The 23,263-nt window shown below is 71.9% G+C and carries 17 protein-coding genes and 2 tRNA genes; 12 read left to right on the forward strand and 7 right to left on the reverse strand.

Features of this window, described 5'->3' with window-relative positions:
• Positions 1-75: 75 nt before the first annotated feature.
• Positions 76-1,269: an ROK family protein gene (locus SROS_RS18085; RefSeq protein ID WP_012890393.1), complete on the reverse strand. Its 1,194-nt coding sequence runs from the start codon at positions 1,267-1,269 to the stop codon at positions 76-78.
• 252 nt (positions 1,270-1,521) lie between these two features.
• Between SROS_RS18085 and fdh the strand changes: the two genes are divergently transcribed.
• From fdh to nrfD, 3 genes are read left to right on the forward strand one after another with little or no spacing between them, the layout of a single operon-like run.
• Entirely contained in the window at positions 1,522-4,713 is a 3,192-nt protein-coding gene (gene fdh / locus SROS_RS18095; RefSeq protein ID WP_012890394.1) for a formate dehydrogenase, read from the forward strand.
• The gene (locus SROS_RS18100) at positions 4,706-5,572 is read left to right on the forward strand and encodes a 4Fe-4S dicluster domain-containing protein (protein WP_012890395.1); all 867 of its coding nucleotides are present in this window, start codon (positions 4,706-4,708) and stop codon (positions 5,570-5,572) included. The genes fdh and SROS_RS18100 overlap by 8 nt, the downstream gene beginning before the upstream one ends.
• Positions 5,569-6,567 carry an NrfD/PsrC family molybdoenzyme membrane anchor subunit gene (gene nrfD / locus SROS_RS18105; protein WP_218919868.1) on the forward strand — a complete coding sequence of 333 codons (999 nt, stop codon included), beginning with the start codon at positions 5,569-5,571 and terminating at the stop codon, positions 6,565-6,567. The genes SROS_RS18100 and nrfD overlap by 4 nt, the downstream gene beginning before the upstream one ends.
• A gap of 153 nt (positions 6,568-6,720) precedes the next feature.
• Here the strand turns inward: nrfD and selD are convergent, their stop codons facing one another.
• On the reverse strand, positions 6,721-7,785 hold the full coding sequence (gene selD, locus SROS_RS18110; protein WP_012890397.1) for a selenide, water dikinase SelD: 1,065 nt from the start codon (positions 7,783-7,785) through the stop codon (positions 6,721-6,723).
• 102 nt (positions 7,786-7,887) lie between these two features.
• Here selD and SROS_RS18115 point away from each other — a divergent pair.
• Together SROS_RS18115 and SROS_RS18120 are read left to right on the forward strand one after the other, a co-directional pair.
• A tRNA-Sec gene (locus SROS_RS18115) sits at positions 7,888-7,983 on the forward strand.
• Between the two features lie 420 nt (positions 7,984-8,403).
• Positions 8,404-9,279: a glycosyltransferase family 2 protein gene (locus SROS_RS18120; protein WP_012890398.1), complete on the forward strand. Its 876-nt coding sequence runs from the start codon at positions 8,404-8,406 to the stop codon at positions 9,277-9,279.
• A gap of 136 nt (positions 9,280-9,415) precedes the next feature.
• Here the strand turns inward: SROS_RS18120 and SROS_RS18125 are convergent, their stop codons facing one another.
• The gene (locus SROS_RS18125) at positions 9,416-9,868 is read right to left on the reverse strand and encodes an NUDIX domain-containing protein (RefSeq protein ID WP_012890399.1); all 453 of its coding nucleotides are present in this window, start codon (positions 9,866-9,868) and stop codon (positions 9,416-9,418) included.
• Positions 9,869-10,222: 354 nt separating this feature from the next.
• On the opposite strand from SROS_RS18125, the gene SROS_RS18130 reads away from it, so the two are divergent.
• Positions 10,223-10,318: transfer RNA gene (locus tag SROS_RS18130), tRNA-Sec, on the forward strand.
• Positions 10,319-10,469: 151 nt separating this feature from the next.
• On the opposite strand, the gene SROS_RS18135 is transcribed toward SROS_RS18130, so the two are convergent.
• Positions 10,470-11,963 (reverse strand): MFS transporter, encoded by a 1,494-nt coding sequence (locus tag SROS_RS18135; protein WP_012890400.1) that lies wholly within the window; start codon positions 11,961-11,963, stop codon positions 10,470-10,472.
• 811 nt (positions 11,964-12,774) lie between these two features.
• Here SROS_RS18135 and SROS_RS18140 point away from each other — a divergent pair.
• The 6 genes from SROS_RS18140 to fdhA all read left to right on the forward strand — a co-directional run bounded on the left by SROS_RS18140 (position 12,775) and on the right by fdhA (position 19,441).
• Positions 12,775-13,350, forward strand: a complete 576-nt coding sequence (locus SROS_RS18140; RefSeq protein ID WP_012890401.1) for a DoxX family protein — start codon at positions 12,775-12,777, stop codon at positions 13,348-13,350.
• 166 nt (positions 13,351-13,516) lie between these two features.
• A complete protein-coding gene (locus tag SROS_RS18145) occupies positions 13,517-13,855 on the forward strand; it encodes a hypothetical protein (protein ID WP_012890402.1) in 339 nt (112 codons plus the stop codon).
• A gap of 505 nt (positions 13,856-14,360) precedes the next feature.
• Positions 14,361-14,648: a helix-turn-helix domain-containing protein gene (locus SROS_RS18150; protein ID WP_012890403.1), complete on the forward strand. Its 288-nt coding sequence runs from the start codon at positions 14,361-14,363 to the stop codon at positions 14,646-14,648.
• Between the two features lie 144 nt (positions 14,649-14,792).
• Positions 14,793-16,082: an L-seryl-tRNA(Sec) selenium transferase gene (selA, locus tag SROS_RS18155; RefSeq protein ID WP_012890404.1), complete on the forward strand. Its 1,290-nt coding sequence runs from the start codon at positions 14,793-14,795 to the stop codon at positions 16,080-16,082.
• Entirely contained in the window at positions 16,082-17,857 is a 1,776-nt protein-coding gene (locus tag SROS_RS18160) for a selenocysteine-specific translation elongation factor (RefSeq protein ID WP_012890405.1), read from the forward strand. The genes selA and SROS_RS18160 overlap by 1 nt, the downstream gene beginning before the upstream one ends.
• Before the next feature lie 357 nt (positions 17,858-18,214).
• Entirely contained in the window at positions 18,215-19,441 is a 1,227-nt protein-coding gene (fdhA, locus tag SROS_RS18165; RefSeq protein ID WP_012890406.1) for a formaldehyde dehydrogenase, glutathione-independent, read from the forward strand.
• 128 nt (positions 19,442-19,569) lie between these two features.
• On the opposite strand, the gene SROS_RS18170 is transcribed toward fdhA, so the two are convergent.
• From SROS_RS18170 to SROS_RS18180, 3 genes are read right to left on the reverse strand one after another with little or no spacing between them, the layout of a single operon-like run.
• A complete protein-coding gene (locus SROS_RS18170) occupies positions 19,570-21,660 on the reverse strand; it encodes a xanthine dehydrogenase family protein molybdopterin-binding subunit (RefSeq protein ID WP_012890407.1) in 2,091 nt (696 codons plus the stop codon).
• Complete coding sequence (locus SROS_RS18175) at positions 21,657-22,643, reverse strand: FAD binding domain-containing protein (protein WP_012890408.1); 987 nt, start codon at positions 22,641-22,643, stop codon at positions 21,657-21,659. The genes SROS_RS18170 and SROS_RS18175 overlap by 4 nt, the downstream gene beginning before the upstream one ends.
• Positions 22,640-23,188 carry a 2Fe-2S iron-sulfur cluster-binding protein gene (locus SROS_RS18180; RefSeq protein ID WP_012890409.1) on the reverse strand — a complete coding sequence of 183 codons (549 nt, stop codon included), beginning with the start codon at positions 23,186-23,188 and terminating at the stop codon, positions 22,640-22,642. Before SROS_RS18180 ends, SROS_RS18175 begins: the two co-directional genes overlap by 4 nt.
• Between the last annotated feature and the right edge of the window lie 75 nt (positions 23,189-23,263).

Raw genomic sequence — 23,263 nt, forward strand, 5'->3', positions numbered from 1 at the left:
GTCCACGGCAACTCCGACTAAGCGGAGGTTTATTCCGGTTATCCGCCACCGTGGTCCGGCCACCGGAGGGACGGGTCAGACCGCGGCCGACCGCCGGCCGGGTGAGACGGTCTTGGCGAGCAGGAACTCCTCCACGACGAGGGTGGCGGCGCCCAGGGCGACCGCGTCGGGCCCGAGCCGGCCCAGCACGATGGAGGCCGTCCCGTACGGCTGGGTCAGGGAGTTGTCGGCGGCCGACCGCCTGATCCTCGTCAGGTGGTGCCGGCCCAGCAGGAGTCCGGCCCAGCCGCCGATGACGATCCGCTCGGGGTTGAACAGGTTGATCAGGTTGGCCAGGCCGGCCCCGAGGTAGTCGGCGGTCTCGTCGATGACGGGGCCTCCGGACCTCACCAGCTCGGCCAGGACGGCCTGCTCGTCGGCGATCTCGGCGGACAGCCCGGCCCGGTCGAGGATGCTCTCGGCGCCGATGTAGGCCTCCAGGCAGCCGCGGCCGCCGCACCTGCAGGCCCGTCCTCCCATCATGATCTTCGTGTGCCCCCACTCGCCGGCGCTGCTGTTGGCGCCGCGGTAGGCGATCCCGTCGGTGATGATGCTGGCCCCGGCCCCCGAGCCGATCAGCGCCACGATGGTGTGCCGCGTGCCGCGGCCGGCGCCGAACCACAGCTCGGCCTGGCCCATCGTCTTGGCGCCGTTGTCGACGTAGAGCGGGAGCGAGGTGCCCGCGCGCAGGAGCGTGCCGAGGGGGACCGCGTCCCAGCCGAAGGTCTGGGCGTGGATGAGCGCCTCGGGCCCGCTCTCGACGATGCCGGGGACGCCGATGCCCACGCCGAGCACCCGGGCGGGGTCGACGCCGCCGGCCGCGAGCACGGCGTCGATGCCGGACAGGATGTGCCGCACGACCAGGTCGACGTCGTGGCGGCCGGGGCGGAGGGGATAGTCGGCCTTGGCCCGCTCGTTCATGTCCAGGTCGAACAGCTCGACACGCACGTGGGTCTCGCCGACGTCCACCCCGATCGCGTAGCCGAACTCGGGGTCGACGCGCAGCAGCACTCGGGGGCGCCCGCCGTCGGACTCCACCAGGCCCGCCTCGACGATGATGCCGTCGGCGATGAGGTCGCCGGTCACGTTGCTGACCGAGGCCGCGCTCAGGCCGGTCAGCCCGCTGAGTTCGTGGCGGCTGGTCGGACCCTCGAAATAGAGCGTCCGCAGCAGCACCGCCCGGTTCCCCCGGCGGAGATCGCGCACCGTCCTGCGTTCGGGCCTGACCATAATCTTCCTTCCCCCGCTCTGCGGCCATGTTAGATCAGGACGTGAAGTAAGTCATCCGCAGGTGCCGGGGGTGCCGAGGGCCCGTTCCCGCAGAGTACGGCGGGTCCGCCGGGCCCGGGGGAGCGACGTGCCGCCGCACCGCCGCCGGGTCCAGCCGTACCGGCCGTGACCTGGTATTGGATAGGAAGTGATTAATAGTCCGTCTTGTCCTGCGGCGATTAGGCCGGACGCATCGGGGGCAGGACACGCAACATGGCACACGGGGGATGGATCTCCCGCTGGCCGGTGATCCGCCAGCTCAGGGGAGAGGATGCCAGGGGCGACGCCGCCCGGTCGGCGCGGACCGACGCGCTGCGGCCCCGCACCGAGGACGCCGACACGGTCGCGCGATCGATCTGCCCCTACTGCGCGGTCGGATGCGGCCAGCTCGTCTACGTCAAGGACGGCGAGGTCACCCAGATCGAGGGCGACCCCGACTCGCCGATCTCGCGCGGACGGCTCTGCCCCAAGGGATCGGCGAGCAAGCAGCTCGTCACCCATCCCGGCAGGCAGACGCGCGTGCTCTACCGGCGGCCGCACGGCACCGAGTGGGAGCCGCTGGACCTCGAGACCGCCATGGACATGATCGCCGACCGGGTGGTCCGGACCCGGCGGGAGACCTGGCAGCAGGAGGAGGACGACAAGGTCGTACGGCGCACCATGGGCATCGCCGGCCTGGGCGGGGCGACGCTGGACGACGAAGAGAACTACCTGATGAAGAAGCTGTACACCGCCCTCGGCGCGATCCAGGTGGAGAACCAGGCGCGTATTTGACACTCCTCCACCGTCCCCGGTCTGGGGACCAGCTTCGGGCGTGGCGGCGCGACGGACTTCCAGCAGGACCTGGTGGAGTCCGACTGCATCGTCATCCAGGGCTCCAACATGGCCGAGTGCCATCCGGTGGGGTTCCAGTGGGTGGTCGAGGCCAGGGCGCGGGGAGCGAAGGTCTTCCACGTCGATCCGCGCTACACGCGCACCAGCGCGCTCGCCGACAAGCACGTGCCGATCCGGGCCGGGAGTGACATCGTCCTGCTCGGCGCGCTGGTCAACCACGTGCTCGTCAACGAGCTCGACTTCCGCGAGTACGTCCTGGCCTACACCAACGCCTCGACGATCATCTCCGAGCACTTCCGGGACACCGAGGACCTGGACGGCCTGTTCTCCGGTTTCGACGCCGAGCACCGCAAGTACGACCCGTCGAGCTGGGCCTACGAGGGCGCCCGGGAGGAGGCCGCCGCCGGGCTGCGCAGCGAGCAGCTGGAGGGCGGGAAGGAACACGCCGAGGTCGCGGGGGCCGAGGAGTACGGCTCGGGCGGCGCCGCGATGCTCGGCAGGCCGCGCACCGATCCGACGCTGACCCATCCGCGCTGCGTCTACCAGATCCTCAAGCGGCACTTCGCCCGCTACACCCCGGACCTGGTGGCCGAGCTGTGCGGCATCTCCCGTGAGGACTTCGCCGAGCTCGCCGACGCGATCACCGCGAACTCCGGCCGGGAGCGCACCACCGCCTGGGCCTACGCGGTCGGCTGGACCCAGCACTCGGTGGGCGTGCAGTACATCCGCACGGCCGCGATCCTGCAACTGCTGCTCGGCAACATGGGTCGCCCCGGCGGCGGCATCATGGCGCTGCGCGGCCACGCCAGCATCCAGGGCTCCACCGACATCCCGACGCTGTTCAACATCCTGCCGGGATACCTGCCGATGCCCCACGCCCACCGGCACCAGAGGCTGGACGACTACCTCGCCGAGGCCGGAGCCGACACCGGGTTCTGGGGCAGGAAGCGCTCCTACATGGTGAGCCTGCTCAAGGCGTGGTGGGGCGAGGCGGCCACCGAGGAGAACGACTTCTGCTTCGGTCACCTGCCGCGGCTCACCGGCGACCACGGCCACTACACGACCGTGATGGCGCAGATCGAGGGCACCGTGAAGGGCTACTTCGTGGTGGGGGAGAACCCCGCGGTCGGCTCCTCCGGAGGCCGGGCGCAGCGCCTCGGGCTGGCCAACCTCGACTGGCTGGTGGTGCGCGACCTGACGCTGGTGGAGACGGCCACGTTCTGGAAGGACGGCCCCGAGCTGGAGACCGGGGAGATGCGCACCGAGGACATCGCCACCGAGGTGTTCTTCCTGCCCGCCGCGAGCCACGTGGAGAAGGAGGGCACCTTCACCAACACCCAGCGGCTGCTGCAGTGGCGGGAGAAGGCGCTCGACCCGCCGGGCGACTGCCGTAGCGACCTGTCGTTCTACTACCACCTGGGCAAGCGCATCAGGCAGCGGCTGTCCGACGACGAGATCGACCGGCCACTGCGCGAGCTGACCTGGGACTACCCCGAGGAGGGCGAGCACCGGGACCCCTCGGCTGAGGCCGTGCTGCGCGAGATCAACGGCACCGGCCCCGGCGGGCGGGCGCTGTCGGCCTACACCGAGCTCAAGCCCGACGGCTCCACCCGGTGCGGCTGCTGGATCTACTGCGGGGTCTACGCCGACGAGGTCAACCAGGCGGCCCGGCGCAAGCCGGGGCGCGAGCAGAACCGGGTCGCGCTCGAATGGGGCTGGGCGTGGCCGGCCAACCGCCGCATCCTCTACAACCGCGCCTCCGCCGATCCCGAGGGCCGCCCGTGGAGCGAGCGCAAGGCCTACGTCTGGTGGGACGCGGAGAAGGGGGAGTGGACCGGGGACGACGTGCCGGACTTCGAGAGGGACAAGCCGCCGGACTACCTGCCGCCCGAGGGGGCCAGAGCCGAGGAGGCGCTGGCCGGGACCGACCCGTTCATCATGCAGGCCGACGGCAAGGGCTGGCTGTTCGCTCCCGCCGGGCTGGCCGACGGGCCGCTGCCGGCGCACTACGAGCCGCACGAGTCGCCGGTGCACAACCCGCTGTACGGCCAGCAGGCCAACCCCGCGCGCAAGGTCTACCGGAGCCCCGCGGCCCCCTACAACCCGCCGGAGTCGCCGCGCTTCCCGTACGTGCTCACCACCTACCGGCTCACCGAGCACCACACGGCGGGCGCCATGAGCCGGCCGCTGTCCCACCTCGCCGAACTGCAGCCCGAGCTGTTCTGCGAGATCTCCCCGCAGCTCGCCGCCGAGGTCGGGGTGGTCAACGGGGGCTGGGCGACGATCGTGACGACGCGTACCGCGATCGAGGCCCGCGTCCTGGTGACCGAGCGCGTCCGCCCGCTCCGGGTCGAGGGCAGGCTGATCCACCAGGTCGGCCTGCCGTACCACTGGGCGTGGGGCAGCGGGGGCCTGGTTGTCGGCGACGTCACCAACGACCTGATGCCCCTGGTGCTCGACCCGAACGTCTACATCCAGGAGGGCAAGGCCGTGACCTGTGATCTGCGAGCCGGCAGGCGTCCCCGGGGGAAGGCCCTGCTCGACCTGATCGAGGAGTACCGCCATGACTGAGCGGATGGGGTTCTTCACCGACACGAGCGTCTGCATCGGCTGCAAGGCGTGTGAGGTCGCCTGCAAGGAGTGGAACGACATCCCCGACGACGGCTTCGTCTTCCGGGCCACCTCCTACGACAACACCGGGAGCCTGGGGGCGAGCACCTGGCGCCACGTGGCCTTCATCGAGGAGCGGAGCCGGGTCCCGGCCGATCCCGGCCGGGACGGCGACGGGGAGTCCGGAGGGATCGAAGGCTGGCTGATGTCATCGGATGTGTGCAAGCACTGCACGCACGCCGCCTGCCTGGACGTCTGCCCGACCGGGGCGCTGTTCCGCACCGAGTTCGGCACGGTGGTGGTGCAGGCGGACGTCTGCAACGGCTGCGGCTACTGCGTGCCGGCCTGCCCCTACGGCGTGATCGACCGCAGGGAGCGCGACGGCCGGGCGTTCAAGTGCACGATGTGCTACGACCGGCAGCTCGGCGGGCTGGAGCCGGCCTGCGCCAAGGCCTGCCCGACCGACTCCATCCAGTTCGGGCCGCTGGAGGAGCTGCGGGCCCGCGCGGAGGAACGGGTGGAGCGGCTGCACGGGGAGGGCAGGGCGGAGGCCCGGCTGTACGGCGACAGCCCCGACGACGGCGTGGGCGGCGCCGCGGCGTTCTTCCTGCTGCTGGCCGAGCCCGAGGTGTACGGCCTGCCCCCCGACCCGGTGGTGACCACCCGTGATCTGCCGGCGATGTGGCGGTGGGCCGGAGGGGCGGCGCTCTCCCTGGTCGGAGCCGTCGCCGTGTCCTTCCTGAGCGGCCGTGTCCTTCCCGGAGAGGGGGCGACGGGCCGGACGGGTGCCCGTGGGCGTCGCGGGGGGTGGTGGCGGTGACGCGGGAGGAGGCGATGGTGCCGGAAGCCGAGTTCCGGTCCTACTACGGGCAGCCGGTGATCAAGTCCCCGGTCTGGCACGAACCGCATATGCCCGCCTATCTCTACCTGGGAGGTCTGTCCGGAGCGGCGGCGGTGATGGGCGTCATGGCCGGGCTTTCCGGGCGCGACCGGCTCGCGCTCACCTCCAGGGTCACCGCGGCTCTCGGCGCCACCGCCGGGGCGGCCTTCCTGGTCGCCGAGCTCGGCAGGCCGGAGCGGTTCCTCAACATGCTGCGCGTGTTCAAGCCCACCTCGCCGATGAGCATGGGCTCCTGGATCCTGGCCGTCCACAGCGGGCTGACGGCGGCCGCGGCCGCCCCCGCGCTCCTCGCCACCCGGCCCGCTTCCGGGATCGCCGGCTCCCTGCCCTCCGCGGTCACCGCCGCCCTGCCCGTCGCGGGCGACGCGGCGACCCTGGCCTCCGGGGTGACCGGCCCGCTGATGGCCACCTACACCGCGGTGCTGCTGGCCGACACCGCCGTGCCCGCCTGGCACGAGGCCCACCGGGAGCTGCCGTTCCTGTTCGCCGGGAGCGCGCTGGCCGCCGCGGGGGCGGCGGGCATGCTCGCCACGCCCCGCGCGGAGGCGGGCCCGGCCCGCGCGGTCGCCGTGCTGGGCGCCGCCCTGGAGACGGCCGCCGGCGCGGTGCTGGAGAGCCGGCTCGGCCTGGTCGGCGAGCCCTACCACCAGGGCAGGGCGGGCAGGCTGCTGCGGGCGGCCCGCGTCCTGACGGCGGGCGGCGGCCTGCTCGCCGCGGTTGCCGGACGCGGCCGTGTCCTCACGGCGCTGTCCGGCCTCGCCCTCACCGCGGGCTCACTGGTCACCCGCTTCGGCATCCTGGAGGCGGGCAGGGCCTCGGCCGCCGACCCGAAGTACACGGTGGTGCCCCAGCGCCGCCGCCTGGAGGGCGAGGGCCGTACCCCGGCGCGGCCCCCGGCACGGATGTGGCCGTAGGGGCCCGCCCGTGCCGAGATCCCCGCTCCCGCCGTCGCGGCGGCCGGCGGCCCGGGACGGGCGGCGGGCCCGCCCGAGCTCCGGGGGAGCGGTCAGCGCGGCCGCGGGCTTGGCGGTCGGAGGCGACGAGCTCGCTGAGCTCCGGGGGAGCGGTCAGCGCAGCCGCAGGGCCCGGCCGTCGGAGACGACGAGCTCGCCGATGATTGGGGCGCCGGGGACCTCGCCCGCCACGAGCAGCCCGCCGGAGGTCTGGGCGTCGGCGAGCAGCAGCAGGTCCTCCTCGCCGTGGCGGCCGGGGTCGAGATGCGGTTCCACCCAGGCCAGGTTGCGGCGGGTGCCGCCGCTGACGTAGCCGTCCCGCACCGCCTCGCGGGCGCCCCCCAGGTACGGCACGGCCGCCACGTCGAGCACCGCCGTGACGCCGCACGCCCTGGCCAGCTTGTACAGGTGGCCGAGCAGGCCGAACCCGGTCACGTCCGTGGCGCACCTGGCACCGGCGGCCAGCGCCGCCCGGGAGGCGTCCCGGTTCAGCGTGGTCATCGTGGCGACCGCCTCCGGGAAGACTTCGCCGGTCGCCTTGTGCCGGGTGTTGAGCACGCCGATGCCGAGCGGCTTGGTGAGGGAGATCGGCAGCCCCACCCGCCCGCCGTCGATGCGCAGCAGCCGGCCGGGATCGGCCAGGCCGGTGACGGCCATGCCGTACTTCGGTTCCGGGTCGTCGACGCTGTGGCCGCCCGCGACATGGCACGCCGCGGCGCGGGCCACGTCCAGGCCGCCGCGCAGCACCTCCTTCGCCAGGTCCATCGGAAGCCTCTCGCGGGGCCAGCCGAGCAGGTTGACCGCCACCAGCGGCTCCCCGCCCACCGCGTAGACGTCCGACAGGGCGTTGGCCGCCGCGATCCGCCCCCAGTCGTACGGGTCGTCCACCACGGGCGTGAAGAAGTCGGCCGTGGCCACGATCGCCCGGTCTCCGTCGATGCGGACCACGGCGGCGTCGTCCCCGTCGTCCAGTCCGATGATCAGCTCCCCGGCGGGGGAGGGGAGGGCCCGGTCGTCCGGGGCGTCGAGGAGGCCCGCGACGACGGCCTCCAGCTCGCCCGGCGGGATCTTGCAGGCGCAGCCGCCCCCGTGGGCGTACTGCGTCAGCCGTACTGTCTCCCGTCCCGGTCCCGGTGAGGACGGGGACGCCGGGGCGCCCCGCTCGGTCGTCGCCTCCATGCCACTCTCCCTCGGCAGGCCTCCGACGGTCCGCGGGGAAGCGCGGCGCGCCGCCCCCACCTGCCGCTTCAGCCTTACCCGCCTGCTGTTAGGTTCTCCCCTGGAGGCGTGTGGGCGCCTGGTGGCCCCCGCGGTCTTCAAAACCGACGAGGCCGAGGTCCTCGGCCTGGCGGGTTCGATTCCCGTCCGCCTCCGCCACCTGATGAAACGTGCGAAACCCGAACGGGTGCCTTCACCGGTTCGACCGTAATGATCTTTCTGAGGGCCTGATGGGAGCGGAATCTGAGGCCCTGATGGAGCAGAAAGGGAACATCGCGTCATGATCTTGTCTGACGCGGTTGCGGGCGCCGAGGCGGTAGAAGCCGGCGTGCCGGGCGGGGGCGGTGGCGGGGTGGTGGATGGCGATGTCGGGCGCGTACCAGCCGCTGCGCCCGAGGCCCCACAACCGTCAGGCCGGATCGCCCCCCTCGTGTTTTCCGGCCCTTGTGCGAGTCGGATGGCAGTTGACCTGGGATGGCGCGTCGCACGCATGTGTGTGACATAGCGAGATGAATTGCCCTGTGCCGCTAGCATCTTCATCACCCGTTCAACTGCCCGTCGGCTGCTGGAGTTGCTGCTGTGACATTGCCGCGCATCGGAGTCGTCATCGTGACCATGGGCACTCGCCCTCGAGAACTGGACGCTCTTCTTGCTTCGGTGGCCAAGCAGGATGTGGCTCCTGAGCGAGTGGTGCTGATCGGCAATGCGACCCCGCTGACCGAGGTGTCGGCGGACGTGACCAAGATCCCGCTGAAGGAGAACCTCGGCTGCCCAGGAGGCCGCAACGTCGGTCTGGAGCTTCTGTGCGAGTCCGGTGAGGTCGACGTCATCGTCGAGTTGGACGACGACGGATTGCTCGTCGCCGATGACGTGTTCCGCATGATCCGGCAGCTCTATGCCTCGGATCCCGTCCTGGGGATCGTCTCCTTCCGGATCGCGGATGAGCGGGGCGAGACTCAACGCCGGCATGTCCCGCGGTTGCGTGCCGGCGACCCGATGCGCGGCGGCCCTGTGACCGCCTTCCTCGGTGGTGCGCATGCCCTGTCGGTGCCGATGCTCAACGAGATCGGTGGCTGGCCCGGGCAGTTCTTCTTCGGGCACGAAGAGACGGACCTGGCTTGGCGAGCGCTCGATGCGGGATGGAAGATCCTTTATGAGCCCGGCCTGGTTCTCCAGCACCCCAAGACGTCACCGGCCCGGCATGCGATGTATTACCGGTTGACCGCCCGGAATCGTGTCTGGCTCGCGAGGCGGCGTCTGCCTCGCCCCTTGGTCCCGGTCTATCTGGCCACATGGATCTTGATCACTCTCCTGCGCACCCACTCCGCCTCCGGGCTGAAGACGTGGACTGCAGGATTTCTGGAGGGGCTGCGCGCCGACTGCGGCGAGCGCAAGCCCATGAAATGGGCCACGGTGTGGCGCATGACCCGGCTGGGGCGCCCGCCCCTGATCTGAGGATCATTTCTGCAACGACCGCAGGGAGGGCGGCCGGTTCCAGCCGGTTCAGGCCACGGACGGCGGCCGGCACACGCGTGGAGTCGGTCCGCGCCGACGAGGTGTTCGTGGGGCGCCAGGCAGGAATGCCCGGATGTCAGGGCTGTGTGCGCTGGATCAGGAGCCGGTGCGACTCCTGCACCCCATCGGGGAGGTTGTGCGGCGAGAACCATGTCGCCTCCAGAATCTCGGTGGAGTCGATCGCGAGTGTGCCGCCGGTGAGGTGCGCCTCATAGGCCACCTCGACCCGCAGCCGGTATCCGCTCGTGACCTGCACGAGCCGGCCGGGCTTGACCTGCAGCCCGGTTTCCTCGCGCACCTCGCGGACAATCGTGTCCTCGAACGTCTCACCTTTGTCGGCGTAGCCGGTCGGGCATCCCCACTGCCGGTCCGGCGGCCACATGCGGTGACGCAGGAGGAGCACGCGCCCCTCGCCGTCGCGCACAATGCCGGTCACGCCGACCATGAACTTGGCATGCCACAGCCACAGCACGCGCCACTGCAGGGGGCCGCGGATGAGGTGCCACAGGCGGGCGATGATGGTTTTCACGCTGGTCCTTTCGGGGTTTCATCTACGTCACCGCCTCCGCTTACAACAGGCGGCGCGGACCGTCATGGCGTGTTGCACACTGCCATGCCCGCGCCTGGTGGTGGGGCCGATGGGAGATTTCCGCCCGGCCGTGTCCTGCCTGACTGCTCTCACGGTGGCAGGGCCACGTCCAGTGGCGTGGTGGACGAGTATCCGACGCCGGGACCGGGCCGAGGGTGAGGCCGGCCCCGGGGGTGGCGTCGGGCATTCGCCGTCAACCGGCGCGGCGCCGTACCGGAGTGGAAGGTCAAAAGCGTGGCGCGCCGCCCCCACCTGCTGCTTCAGCCTTACCCGCCTGCTGTTAGGTTCTCCCCTGGAGGCGTGTGGGCGCCTGGTGGCCCCCGCGGTCTTCAAAACCGACGAGGCCGAGGTCCTCGGTCTGGCGGGTTCGATTCCCGTCCGCCTCCGCCACCCGAGGAGACGTGCAAACCTCGAAACCGCCGGCATCGGCCAGGGTATTGATCCGGATCAGGTAGCTACCGGGCATGCTCGTCATGCGTGGAGGCGACGATGGAGTGCCGCGTTCGGATATGACAACCACAACGTCGGCCTCGGCAGGGTTCTATGAGCGAGTCGCCTCGTAGTCGGGGAGTGCGGCCGGGGTGGTCCGGGTTGCCGGGCGCATGGTCAGGATCAGTAGGGCCAGCCCGGCGAAGATGACGGCGGCGACGACGCCGGTGACGTGCAGACCGGCGGTGAACGCCTCCCGCGCGGTGTGCAGCAGTTCCGCCCCCTGACCGGCGGGAAGGTGCCGGCTGGCGGCGACCGCGCCGGCCAGCGAGTCGGACGTGCCGTCCATCCGGCCGCGGTAGATCACCGCGGACACCACGCCGAGCAGCGCGAAGCCGAGCGAACCGCCGAGGTAGTTACCGGTCTCCGACATCGACGCCGCCGAGCCGGCGCGCTCCGGCGGTACGGACCCGACGACCAGCCCGGTGCCCAGCGCGAACAGCGGGCCGGTGCCCAGTGCCAGTACGGCGATGCCGACCATCACCAGCGGCAGGGCGCGCGCACCGTCGACGCCGACCAGCAGCAGGCTGCCCAGCGCCGACCCCACCAGCCCGCCGGCGATCGCGGTCGTCTGCTTCATCCGCCGGGCCAGCGCCGGCGCGGCCATGGTGCCGACCGCCACGCCCAGGCCCATGGGGGCGAACAGCACCGCCGACGCGACCGGCGAGAAGCCCAGCACGCTCTGCAGGTACTGGGTCACCAGCAGGCCCGTACCGGCCATGGCGATGCCGGCGAAGGCCAGCGCGACGAGCACGGCCGTGAACGGGCGATTGCGGAGCAGCCGCAGGTCCAGCAGCGGTGTCTCCAGCCGCAGTTGCCGGCGTACGAACAGAAATCCGATGGCCGCGCCGCCGACGAGGGCCACCGCCGGCACGACCGGCATGCTCTCGACGGTCAGCTGCTTGATGCCGTAGACCATCAAAAGCACCGCCACGAGCGACAGCCCGACGCCGGCCAGGTCCAGCCGGCCGGCCTGGTCGCTGCGGAACTCCGGCAGCAGGACCGGCCCGGCGAGCAGCAGCAACGCCATCGCCGGCACGGCGACCAGGAACACCGATCCCCACCAGAAGTGCTGGAGCAGGGATCCGGCGAGTACCGGTCCGAGCGCGCCGCCGGTGAACTGGCAGGTCGCCCAGATCGCGATGGCCTGCCCGCGCTGCCGTTCGTCGCGGAACATGTTGGTGATCAAGGCAAGTGTGGACGGCACCAGGGTCGCGCCGGCGACGCCGAGCAACGCACGCGCGACGATCAGCATCAGCGGGCTGACCGCGAAGGCGGCCACGACCGACAGCACCGCGAACGCCGCTCCGCCGATCATCAGCAGCCGCCGGCGGCCGATCCGGTCGCCGAGCGTACCCGTCGTGATGACCAGGCCTGCCACCATGAATCCGTAGCTGTCACTGATCCACAGCTGCTGGACGTTGGTGGCCCCCAGGTCGGCGCTCAGCTGTGGGAGCGCGAGGAGCAACGCCGTCGTGTCCATCGCGACCAGCAATGTCGGCAGCACGAGGACGACTAGTCCCAGCCATGCCCGGTTGACTCGCATATCCGAAACTTCCTGTTCTCTCGACGTTCCGCCGGTTAGTCGGAGCGGTCGAGAGCTTCTTGACATCGGTACGAAAGGGAATTTCTCGCGTCAACCGGCGCGGCGCCGTACCGGATGAAGGGTCAAAAGCGCAGCAAGGGGTGCGTGGGGTGGCCGGGGGCCGTTCCTTCCGTGCGGGCCGGTGGCTCGTGGTCCGGGGGGTGCTCAGGAGGAGCCGGCCGTTGGGCGGGTGGGAAGGCCTGGTGAGGGGGCGATCGTAGCCCGTGGCTCCGCTCTCGGGACGGCGCTGGAGCGCATTATCCAAGGTCACGCTGGTCGGGGAGGTTTCGCCATTCTTCGGCGGAGATGAGCTGAGGATGAGCCGGTCTTCCGCCCGGGACATGAATTTCTGCCGGACGTATGTCGTGGGCCCCGGCTCCCTTCGCAGACGCTGTTGGCGAATTAGGCCCTGTGGTAAGAATCGCGTCACACGGCCCGGACGAGCGGCTTCGCCCAAATCAACGGTGCAGGTCACGAATCAAGATCAACGTGGTTCGGGCCCCCGTGACACGAGCCTTACGGGCACCCCGTCCTGGACGCTCGATACCCCCACCGCGGGAACCGTCCCAGCCCGCGGTCACGGTACACATTCTTGTTTTCGCAGTTAGACCGCGTCTCGTGTGTCCCACCGTGTCCCACGGACGGTGCGCGCGACCTCGCTGCGGTGGTCAGATGAGCCCTGTCAGCACGTACCGAGCACCACATGCTGACGAAGGGCAAACAGGACCAGAGAGTTCCCTGGCCAACCCGATAAGAAAGGTAGTGACAGGACATGAACCGGCACGCCAGCGAGAGCCTACTCGGCGCCAAGGACATTGAGCAGCAGCCCAAGGGGCGCGCAACGAGGTTCACGTTCAACGGCGCACTTTGGTCACTTCAAGTGTTGTTCGGCTTTTTCTTCGCCGGCAGTGGGTTCGGCAAGGTGCTGTTGTACGACGGAGCCCTGTATGCGGCAGCGCCCCGGGCCGTGGCTTGGTACGCCGCGGTGCCGCAGTCCCTGATCGTCTTTATCGGGGTCTGTGAGGTGCTTGGCGGCGTCGGCCTGATCCTGCCGGCGATGACGGGAGTCAAGCCGAAGCTGACGCCGCTCGCCGCCGTTGGCCTGACACTGACGATGATCCTCGCGGCTGGTTTTCATATCATGCGCAGCGAATACGGATTGGTGCCTGCGAATCTCTTGCTGGGAGGCGTCGCGGCGTTCATCGCGGTCGGGCGATGGAAGCTGAGGCCCATCGCACCCGCGATCATCACCACCCCGCGCGCACTCAAGTCGTTCGCGGTCCTCGGCGCACTGGCCCTGCTGGTATTCGCTCCGACGTGGTACACGATGACCAACGTCCAATTCTGATCACTCCGGCTCGCACGCCGACTGCCTCGACCAAGCAGCGAGGGCTTCTTTTGTCCAAAAGTGGACAAATATGGATAAATCATTGCTGGTCCCATCGTGCCGTATGAAGATGATCTCGACCTGGAGCGCCCACTCCAGTCGCGGATCCACAGCAGAAGGGGACCGCATGAGATTCCACAAGACCCTGACCATCGCGGCGACTCTCGCCCTATCGTCCGCCCTCACTCTCACCGTAACCACCACCCCAGCCCACGCCGCAACCTGCACCAAGGGGTGGTCTGCCGATCTGCACACCGCGTGGATCGACTGCGACAACGGCTTCACAACGGGCAGGTTCCGGCTCAAGGCGCTGTTCTGCAGCGGTACTGGATGCTCGTGGCGATACGGGCCCGACAAGTACTACCAAGGGGGAGGCGCGTCCTCGCACACGGACGCCATCTGGGTGGACGTGAACAACATCACCTACGAGGACCGGGGGCCGGGTTCGCTCGTACCCACCTCCTGACAGGCTGCGTCCCGCCCTGCTCCCCCTGGAGAGGGCGGGACGTCCTCGTGTCTCTGGCCGGCCCTCGCAGGATCGCAGCGCCGGGGGACTTTCAGATGATCGTCGAATGGATCGCCCCCGTTGCGGAGACGGGGAGCCGGGCCGGCTCCCCGGGGCGGAGGTCGCCTTCAAGGCCGTGGGCGACGGAGCCGGAGCGCCGTCGGCTCGGCGATGCCCGCGGATCCCGCGCCCTGGTCCGAAACCGGGCTGAACAGGACGAAGAGGAGCACGAAGCCGTCCAGGCCGGGCTTGTCCGCGTGGTCAAGCTCGACCACAACGTGCGGGACCGGTGCTCACCTGGCGGGTTCGCGGTCCGCTGCGCTGCCCGATCTGGGACAATGATCACATTGTGAGCTCCCCTCTTTTGCGTCCCACCATCTCCGCGGATGTAACCCTGTGCGCTGACGGAAACGCACGGGTCATCCCGTTCGTCCTGCCTCTGAACGTGCCCGAGGAGTCGATGAGCATGACCGTCCGCGACTGGCTCCGCCTCGATGAGAAGGCCATGATGGTCGGGATGCTCGACCAGGCGGCGATCATCGCCCGGATCAGGGCGCTCCGGCTTGCTCGCGGGTTGACGATTCAGTACCTCGCCGATCAGACGGGAATCCACCGTTCGATCATCGGCAAGCTGGAGCGTGGCAAGCGGAAGACGTTCAACCTCGACGAGGCCAGGGCGCTGTGCGAGGCTCTCAAAGTCGATCTGCGAGTGGTGATCAGCGACGAGCCTATGTCGATCATCGCGAAGAGCTAGCGCCGCATTCCCGGATGAGGGCGGGCATCCCTGCTGACCTGGGGTGATGGTGGCCCCAGGGGGGTGGCGCCTCCTGGAGGCGCCGTCGGCGGTCCTCGGCCCGGCGGGTTCGATTCCCGTCCGCCTCCGTTCTATTTTCGAACCATGGACTCACGCAGGCGCGTGCCGCGTACCGACCTCGTCCTCGCCGATCCCCGGCTGGTCGCGACGGCGGGCAGGCTGGGGCGGGCGGTCGTCAAGGAGGCGGTGGCACAGGCCCAGCGGCGGGTACGGCAGGGCGAGATCGCCCCCGAGGAGGTCGTGGACGCGGCCGTGGCGGCGCTTCCGCCGTATGCCACGCGCATGCGGCCGGTGATCAACATGACCGGCGTGCTGCTCCACACCAATCTCGGCCGGGCGCCCCTGTCTCCGGCCGCCGTCGCGGCGGCGATGGCCGCCGCCGGCTCCTCCGACGTGGAGTTCGACCTGGCCACGGGGGCTCGGGCCCGTCGCGGGCGGGCCACGCTGGACGCGCTCGCGCGGGCCGTACCGGCCGCCGAGGACGTGCACGTGGTCAACAACAACGCCGCCGCGCTCGTGCTGGTGGCCACCGTCCTGGCCGCCGGGCGGGAGATCGTGATCAGCCGCGGCGAGCTGGTGGAGATCGGGGACGGATTCCGCATCCCCGACCTGCTCGTCTCCACCGGCGCACGATTGTGCGAGGTGGGCACCACCAACCGCACCTCCTACGCGGACTACGCGGCGGCCGTGGGGCCGCAGACCGGGTTCGTGCTCAAGGTGCACCCGTCCAACTTCCGGATCGAGGGCTTCACCGGCTCGGTCGGGGTGGCGGCGCTCTCGGACCTGGGCGTGCCCGTCGTGGCCGACATCGGCTCCGGCCTGCTCGCGAGGGAGCCGCTGCTGCCCGAGGAGCCCGACGCGGCGGGTGTGCTCAGGGCCGGCGCCGACCTGGTCACCGCCAGTGGCGACAAGCTGCTCGGCGGGCCGCAGGCGGGCCTGCTGCTCGGCCGCCGTGATCTGGTCGACCGGTGCAGGCGGCACCCGCTCGCCCGCGCCCTGCGGGTGGACAAGCTGACGCTGGCCGCGCTGGAGGCCACCCTGCGCGGGCCGGCCACGCCCGTCCACGAGGCGTTGCACGCCGATCCCGCGGCGCTGGGCGAGCGCGCCGGCGCGCTTGCCGGCAGGCTGGCCGAGGCCGGGATCGACGCGAGGGCCCTGCCGAGCGAGGCGACCGTGGGCGGCGGGGGAGCGCCCGGCGTCACGCTGCGGAGTGCCGCGGTGAGCCTGCCCGAGCGCTTCGCCGTGCCGCTGCGGACCGGCGAGCCCCCGGTCGTCGGCCGGGTGGAGGGCGGCCGGCTCCTGCTCGACCTGCGGACCCTCCCCCCGGGCCGGGACGACGACGTGGTCCGGGCGGTCCTGGGGGCGGACGGCTGATGCACGTCGTCGCCACGGCGGGCCACGTCGACCACGGCAAGTCCACGCTGGTGCGGGCGCTCACCGGGATGGAGCCCGACCGGCTGGCGGAGGAGCGGCGGCGGGGGCTGACGATCGAACTCGGCTACGCCTGGACGACGCTGCCCTCGGGGGAGCGGCTGGCGTTCGTCGACGTCCCCGGCCACGAGCGGTTCCTCGGCACGATGCTGGCCGGGGTGGGGCCGGCGCCGGCCGTCATGTTCGTGGTGGCGGCCGACGAGGGCTGGATGCCGCAGTCCGAGGAGCACCTGGTCGCGCTGGAGGCCCTCGGGGTACGGCACGCCCTGCTCGCGGTGACCCGCGCCGACCTGGCCGACCCCGAGCCGGCGATCGGGCGGGCGCGGGCCCGCATGGCCGCGAGCGGCCTGGGCGAGGTCGAGGCGCGGGCGGTGAGCGGGCGCACCGGGCAGGGGCTCGGCGAGCTGCGGGAGGCCCTGGACCGGCTGGTGGCCGCGCTGCCCGTGCCCGGCCCGCAGGCGCCGGTGCGGCTCTGGATCGACCGGGTGTTCAGCGTGCGCGGCAGCGGCACGGTCGTCACCGGGACCCTGCCCGAGGGCACGATCGCGGTCGGGGACGAGCTGATGCTCCCCGGCGGGCCGGTGCGGGTCCGCGGGCTGGAGTGCATGAACGAGCCGCTGACCTCGGCGACCGGCGTGGCGCGCGTGGCGGTCAACCTGCGCGGGCACGGCGTTCCGGAACGGGGTCAGGCGCTGGTCACGCCGGGGGGATGGACGGAGGCCGACCTGGTCGACGTGCGGCTCTCCCCGGTCGGGGCCGGCCGGGCCGGGGGCGACCTGCCCCCGCGGCTGACCGCGCACATCGGGTCGGCGGCGGTGGTGTGCGAGGTGCGGCCGCTCGGCGGGCCGATCGTACGGCTCCGCCTGGCCAGGGCGCTCCCGCTGCACCTGGGCGACGTGCTGCTGCTGCGCGACCCCGGCCGGGACCGTTCGGAGGTGCGGGTCCTCGCCGGGGCGAGCGTGCTCGACGTCCGCCCGCCCGCGCTGCGCCGCCGGGGCGCGGCGCGGGAGCGCGCGGCCCGGCTCGCCGCGGCCCGGCCGGACGCGGCCTCCCTGCTGCGCGACCACCCGCTGCTGCGCGCGGGCGACCTGCTGGCCATGGGGTGCGCCCCCGCAGGGCGGCCGGTGTGCGGTGACTGGCACGCCGACCCGGCGTACTGGGCGGCGCTGGGGGAGCGGCTCGCCGAGGCAGTGCGCCGGCACGCCGCGGAGCATCCGCTGGAGCCGGGCATGCCGGTCGAGGCGGCCCGCCACGGGCTCGGCCTGCCCGACCGGCGGCTGGTCGCGGCGCTCGTGCGGCCACCGCTCGCCGTCGCCGACGGGCGGATCGTGAGCGGTCCCCGGGGCCTGCCCGCGCCGGTGGCCCCGGCGGTCGGGCGGCTCCGCGCGGAGCTGTCCGCGCATCCCTTCCGGGCGCCGGAGGCCGGGCGGCTGGCCGAGCTCGGGCTGGGGCCCAGGGAGCTGGCGGCGGCCGTACGGGCCGGTGCCCTCCTCCGGGTGGCCGACGGGATCGTGCTGCCGCCGGGCGCGGAGGCACGGGCGGCGGAGCTGCTCGCCCGGCTGCCGCAGCCGTTCACGGTCAGCCAGGCCAGGCAGGCGCTGGACACCAGCCGCAGGGTCGCGGTGCCGCTGCTGGAGCTCCTGGATCGCAGCGGGCTCACCGAGCGGGTGGACGAGCTCCACCGCCGATGCCGGCCGCCGGCCCCCGGCGGGGCCTGAACGCCGCCGGAGCGGGCCGCAGGCCCGGCGGGGCCTGAACGCCGCCGCCGGGGCGGGCCGTACGCCCCCGGGATCCCGAGGGCCGGCGGGCCCGCCCCGGCGGCCGTTCCGGGCGCCGGCCGGACCGGACATGTGGACCGTCCGGTTACCACATTATCCGGAGGGTATGTACTTCTAGCTGGGGAAAGAACCATCGCTGCCGGGGGTTGCGATGGTCGGCTGCCTGCCGGGGAGACCACTCGGGGAAGTCGTCGGGCCGATATTCGCTCGCCATCTTCGGTCCCGGCCCGGTCGTCGTTGATCTCTTCGTGGGAGACGGCTGGTCCATCGGCGCTCCCGTCGAGGGAGGAAAACGTCATGACGGATAACAAGGGCGTCACCTACCAGGGGCCGGGCAAGGTGGAGGTGCAGACCATCGACTACCCCGAGTTCGAGCTCAAGGACGGCCCGGGGGTCAACCCGGCCAACGTGGGACGCAAGGTCCGGCACGGTGCGATCGTCAAGACCGTCGCGACGAACATCTGCGGCAGCGACCAGCACATGGTCCGGGGCCGCACCACCGCGCCGCCGGGGCTCATCCTCGGCCACGAGATCACCGGGGAGGTCGTCGAGACCGGCCCCGACGTGGAGTTCATCAAGAACGGCGATCTCGTGTCCGTCCCCTTCAACATCGCCTGCGGCCGCTGCCGCAACTGCAAGGAGGGCAAGACCGGGGTCTGCGAGAACGTCAACCCCGACCGGCCCGGTTCGGCCTACGGCTACGTCGACATGGGAGGCTGGCCCGGCGGGCAGGCCAACTACGTGCTCGTCCCCTACGCCGACTGGAACCTGCTGAAGTTCCCGGACAAGGACCGGGCGATGGAGAAGATCCTCGACCTGGCGATGCTCTCGGACATCTTCCCGACCGGCTTCCACGGCTGCGTCACCGCCGGGGTGAAGCCGGGATCGACCGTCTACATCGCGGGCGCCGGCCCCGTAGGGCTCGCCGCCGGCGTCTCGGCGTTCCTGCTCGGCGCCGCCGTGGTCATCATCGGCGACCTGAACAAGGACCGTCTCGCCCAGGCCCGCAGCTTCGGCTGCGAGACCGTCGACGTGTCCCAGGGGGAGCCGAAGGACCAGATCGAGCAGATCCTCGGCGAGCCCGAGGTGGACTGCGGCGTCGACGCCGTCGGATTCGAGGCCCGCGGCCACGGCTCCGAGGCGGGCACCGAACACCCCGCCACCGTGCTCAACTCGCTCATGGAGATCACCCGCGCGGGCGGCGCGCTCGGCATCCCCGGGCTGTACGTCACCGGCGACCCGGGAGCCGCGGACGAGGCGGCCAAGCAGGGATCGCTGTCCATCCGGCTCGGCCTCGGCTGGGCCAAGTCGCTCGCCTTCACCACCGGCCAGTGCCCCGTCATGAGGTACAACCGCCAGCTGATGATGGCGATCCTGAACGACCGGGTGCAGATCGCCAAGGCGGTCAACGCCACCCCGATCTCGCTCGACCAGGCACCCCGGGGCTACGAGGACTTCGACAAGGGCGCCGCGCGCAAGTACGTGCTGGACCCGAACGGCATGCTGGGCACGGCCGCCTCGTAGCCGGCATCCCTCCGGCGAGCCGGCATCCCTCCCAAGGGGGCGCGTCCCGCGCCCCCTTCGCGGGGGCGCGGGACGGCGCCGGGAGCCTTCACCGGGGGGCGCGGTGCCGGAGCCGGCTCGCCGCGGCCCTACCTCACCAGCTTGTCGAGGCGGATCGGCAGGTCGCGGATCCGGACGCCGGTGGCGTGGTGGACCGCGTTGGCGATCGCCGCGGCGGTGCCGACGATGCCGATCTCGCCGATGCCCTTGGAACCCATCGGGTTGAGGTGCGGGTCGTCCTCCTCCACCCAGAGCGCCTCGATGTCGCGCACGTCCGCGCAGGCAGCGATGTGATACTGGGCGAAGTCGTGGTTGAGGTAGTCGCCGAACTCGCGGTCCATGACGCTCTCCTCCAGCAGGGCCATGGACAACCCCATCGTCATGCCGCCGATGAACTGCGAGCGAGCCGTCTTCGGGTTGACGATCCGGCCCGCGGCGAACACCCCGAGCAGCCGGAGCACCCGCGTCTCCCCGGTGTCGGCGTCCACTCCCACCTCGGCGAACTGGGCGCCGAAGGCGTGCCGCGCGAACCGCTGCTGCCCTCTGATCTCCTCGGTGGTGTCGGCACTCGCCTCGACGCCGTCGGCGGGCAGGTCCCCGTCCCGGCGGTCGAGCTCTTTCAGCAGCGCCTCGCAGGCCCGTACCACGGCCGTGCCCCACGAGGCGGTCCCCATCGATCCGCCGGCCAGCGCGGCGGTGGGCAGCGCGCTGTCGCCGATCTCCACCCGGACCCGGTCCACCGGCGCGCGCAGCGCGTCGGCGGCGATCTGGGTGAGCACCGTCCGGGCGCCGGTCCCGATGTCGGCGGCGGCGATCCGTACGGTGAACCGGCCGTCCGGCTCGGCGCGGGCGCTCGCCTGGGACGACCCCCGGTAGGCCGGATAGGTGGACGCCGCCACGCCGGTCCCGACCAGCTGCCTTCCGCGGCGCCGGACCCCCGGCGCGGGATCGCGCCCGGCCCACCCGAAGCGCCGCGCCCCCTCGCGCAGGCAGGCCACCAGGTTGCGGGAGCTGAACGGCAGGCCGGTCTCCGGATCGGTGTCCGGCTCGTTGCGGATCCGCAGCTCCACCGGGTCGAGCCCGCAGGCGATCGCAAGCTCGTCCATCGCCGACTCCAGCGCGAACATGCCCGGCGTCTCGCCGGGCGCCCGCATCCAGCTCGGGGTGGGGACGTCGAGCCGGACCAGCCGATGGGTGGTGCGCCGGGCGGGCGCGGCGTACATCATCCGCGTGGGCACTGCGGTCTGCTCGGCGAACTCCTTGATCGTGGAGCTCTGCTCGAACGCCTCGTGCACGATCGCGGTCAGCCGCCCGCCGGCGTCGGCGCCGAGCCGTACCCGCTGGATCGTCGGGGTGCGGTAACCGGTCACCGCGAACATCTGCTGCCGGGTCACCGCGAGCTTGACCGGGCGCCCGACCTGTTTGGCGGCGAGCGCCGCGAGCACCAGGTGCGGGTGCGGGGTGCCCTTGGACCCGAAGCCGCCGCCCACGTGCGGGGAGATCACCCGGACGTTCGCCGGCGGCATGCCGAACAGCGCCGCGACGGTGTCGCGGACCGCCGACGCCCCCTGGGTGGAGTCGTGGAGCGTCAGCCCGTCGCCATCCCACGCGGCGATCGTCGCGTGCGGCTCCATCGGGTTCTGGTGCTCGGCCGGCGTGCTGTAGACGGCGTCCACCACGATCGGGGCCGCGGCGAGGGCGGCGTCCGGATCCCCCTGCTCGACGTCGGCGGGGAAGTTCGGGTTGACGACCTCGGGCCGGTACAACCCCGGGTGGTCGGCGCGCAGCTCGACGTCGTGCCGCTCGGCGGCGTACTCCACCCGCACCAGCCCGGCCGCCTCCCTGGCGTCATGGAGCGTCTCGGCCACCACGGCACCGATGTACTGGCCCCGGTAGGCCACCCGGGGGGACTGGAGCACGGCCAGCTCGCCGCCGTCGCCGGAGGCCAGCCTGGGGGCGTTGCCGTACCAGATCGCGGCGATCACGCCGGGGCGTTTGAGCACGGCGTCGACGTCGACGGAGCGGATCTCGCCCCGGGCGACGGAGGCCTGCACCGGCACCGCGTAGGCCAGGTCCCGCGGAGAGTACTCGAAGGCGTACCGGGCGCGGCCGGTGACCTTGTCGAGGCCCTCGACCCGGTCGAGTCCCGAGCCGACGGACGACGGGGTCGTGGTGGTCATGGCGTCTCCGTGAGCTCGGTGAGGGTACGGACCAGCACGTTCCGGGTGAGCGGCACCTTGAACCCGTTCTCCGGCAGCGGGCGAGCCCGGGCCAGCTCGGCGTCCGCCGCCCGGGCGAACTCGGCCGCGGTGGCGGGGGACCCGCGCAGCGCCTCCTCGGCGAGCTCCGCCCGCCAGGGCACGTGCGCGAGCCCGCCGAAGGCGATCCGGCAGTCCCGGACCACGCCGTCGGCCACGTCCAGCGCCGCCGCCACCGACACCACGGCGAACGCGAACGAGGCCCGGTCCCTGACCTTGCGGTATCGCGACCGGGCCGCGAACGGCAGCGCGGGCAGCTCCACCGCGGTGATCAGGTCGCCCGGGTCCAGCACGGTGTCACGGTCCGGTTCGTCTCCGGGCAGCCGGTGCAGCCCGGGGATCGCCACCCGGCGCGCCCCGCGCAGCCCCTCCACGTGCACGCTCGTGCCGAGCGCCGCCAGCGCCACCGCCATGTCCGAGGGATGGGTGGCCACGCAGGCGGCGGAGTGACCGATGATCGCCAGGTTGCGGTGGTCGCCCTCGACGGCCGGGCAGCCCGAGCCGGGCTGCCGCTTGTTGCACGGCTTGGAGACGTTCTGGAAGTAGGAGCAGCGGGTGCGCTGCAGGAGGTTGCCGCCGACCGTGGCCATGTTGCGGATCTGGCCCGAGGCCCCGGACAGCACCGCCTGGGCGAGCATCGGGTACCGCCGCCGCACGGCCGGGTGCGCGGCCAGGTCGCTGTTGCGGACGCCCGCGCCGATCAGCAGGCCGCCGCCGGCGGTCTCCTCGACCGTGTCGGACGCGACCCGGGTGACGTCCACCAGGGCCTCGGGCGCGACGACGCCCAACCGCATCAGGTCCACCAGGTTCGTGCCGCCGCCCAGGTACATGGCGTTGGGCTGCTCGTTCAGCGCGGCCACCGCCTCCCGCGCGCCGGTGGCCCGCCGGTAGGCGAAGGGTCTCACCGCGCCACCTCCCCGATCGCCGCGACGATGTTGACGTAGGCGCCGCAGCGGCAGAGGTTGCCGCTCATCCGCTCGCGGATCTCGTCGTCGTCGAGACGCGGCGCGGCGCTCACGTCCCGGGTGACCACGCTCGGCCATCCGGCCGCGGCCTCGGCCAGCATCCCGGCCGCCGAGCAGAGCTGCCCCGGAGTGCAGTATCCGCACTGGAAGGCGTCGTGCTCGACGAACGCCGTCTGCAGCGGATGCGGGGTGTCGCCGTCGGCCAGTCCCTCCACCGTGGTGATCTCCCGGTCGTCGAGGGTCACCGTCAGCGTCAGGCAGGACTTCACCCGGCGCCCGTCCACCAGCACCGTGCAGGCGCCGCACTGCCCGTGGTCGCAGCCCTTCTTCGCCCCGGTCAGATCGAGTCGTTCGCGCAGGGTGTCGAGAAGTGTCTCCCGTGTGTCCACCGTGATCGGATGCTCGTCGCGGTTGACCGACAGCCGGATGTCCACGGTGACCGGAGTCGAGGCATCCCATCGTGTCGTATCGGCTTCGCCATTCATGGCGCTTCCCTACCCGCTTGTCTGTCTGGCGTTTCCCCGGGTTCGCCTACGGACGCTTGACCTGCTGCGAACTCC

The organism is Streptosporangium roseum DSM 43021, assembly GCF_000024865.1.
Taxonomy (GTDB): domain Bacteria; phylum Actinomycetota; class Actinomycetes; order Streptosporangiales; family Streptosporangiaceae; genus Streptosporangium; species Streptosporangium roseum.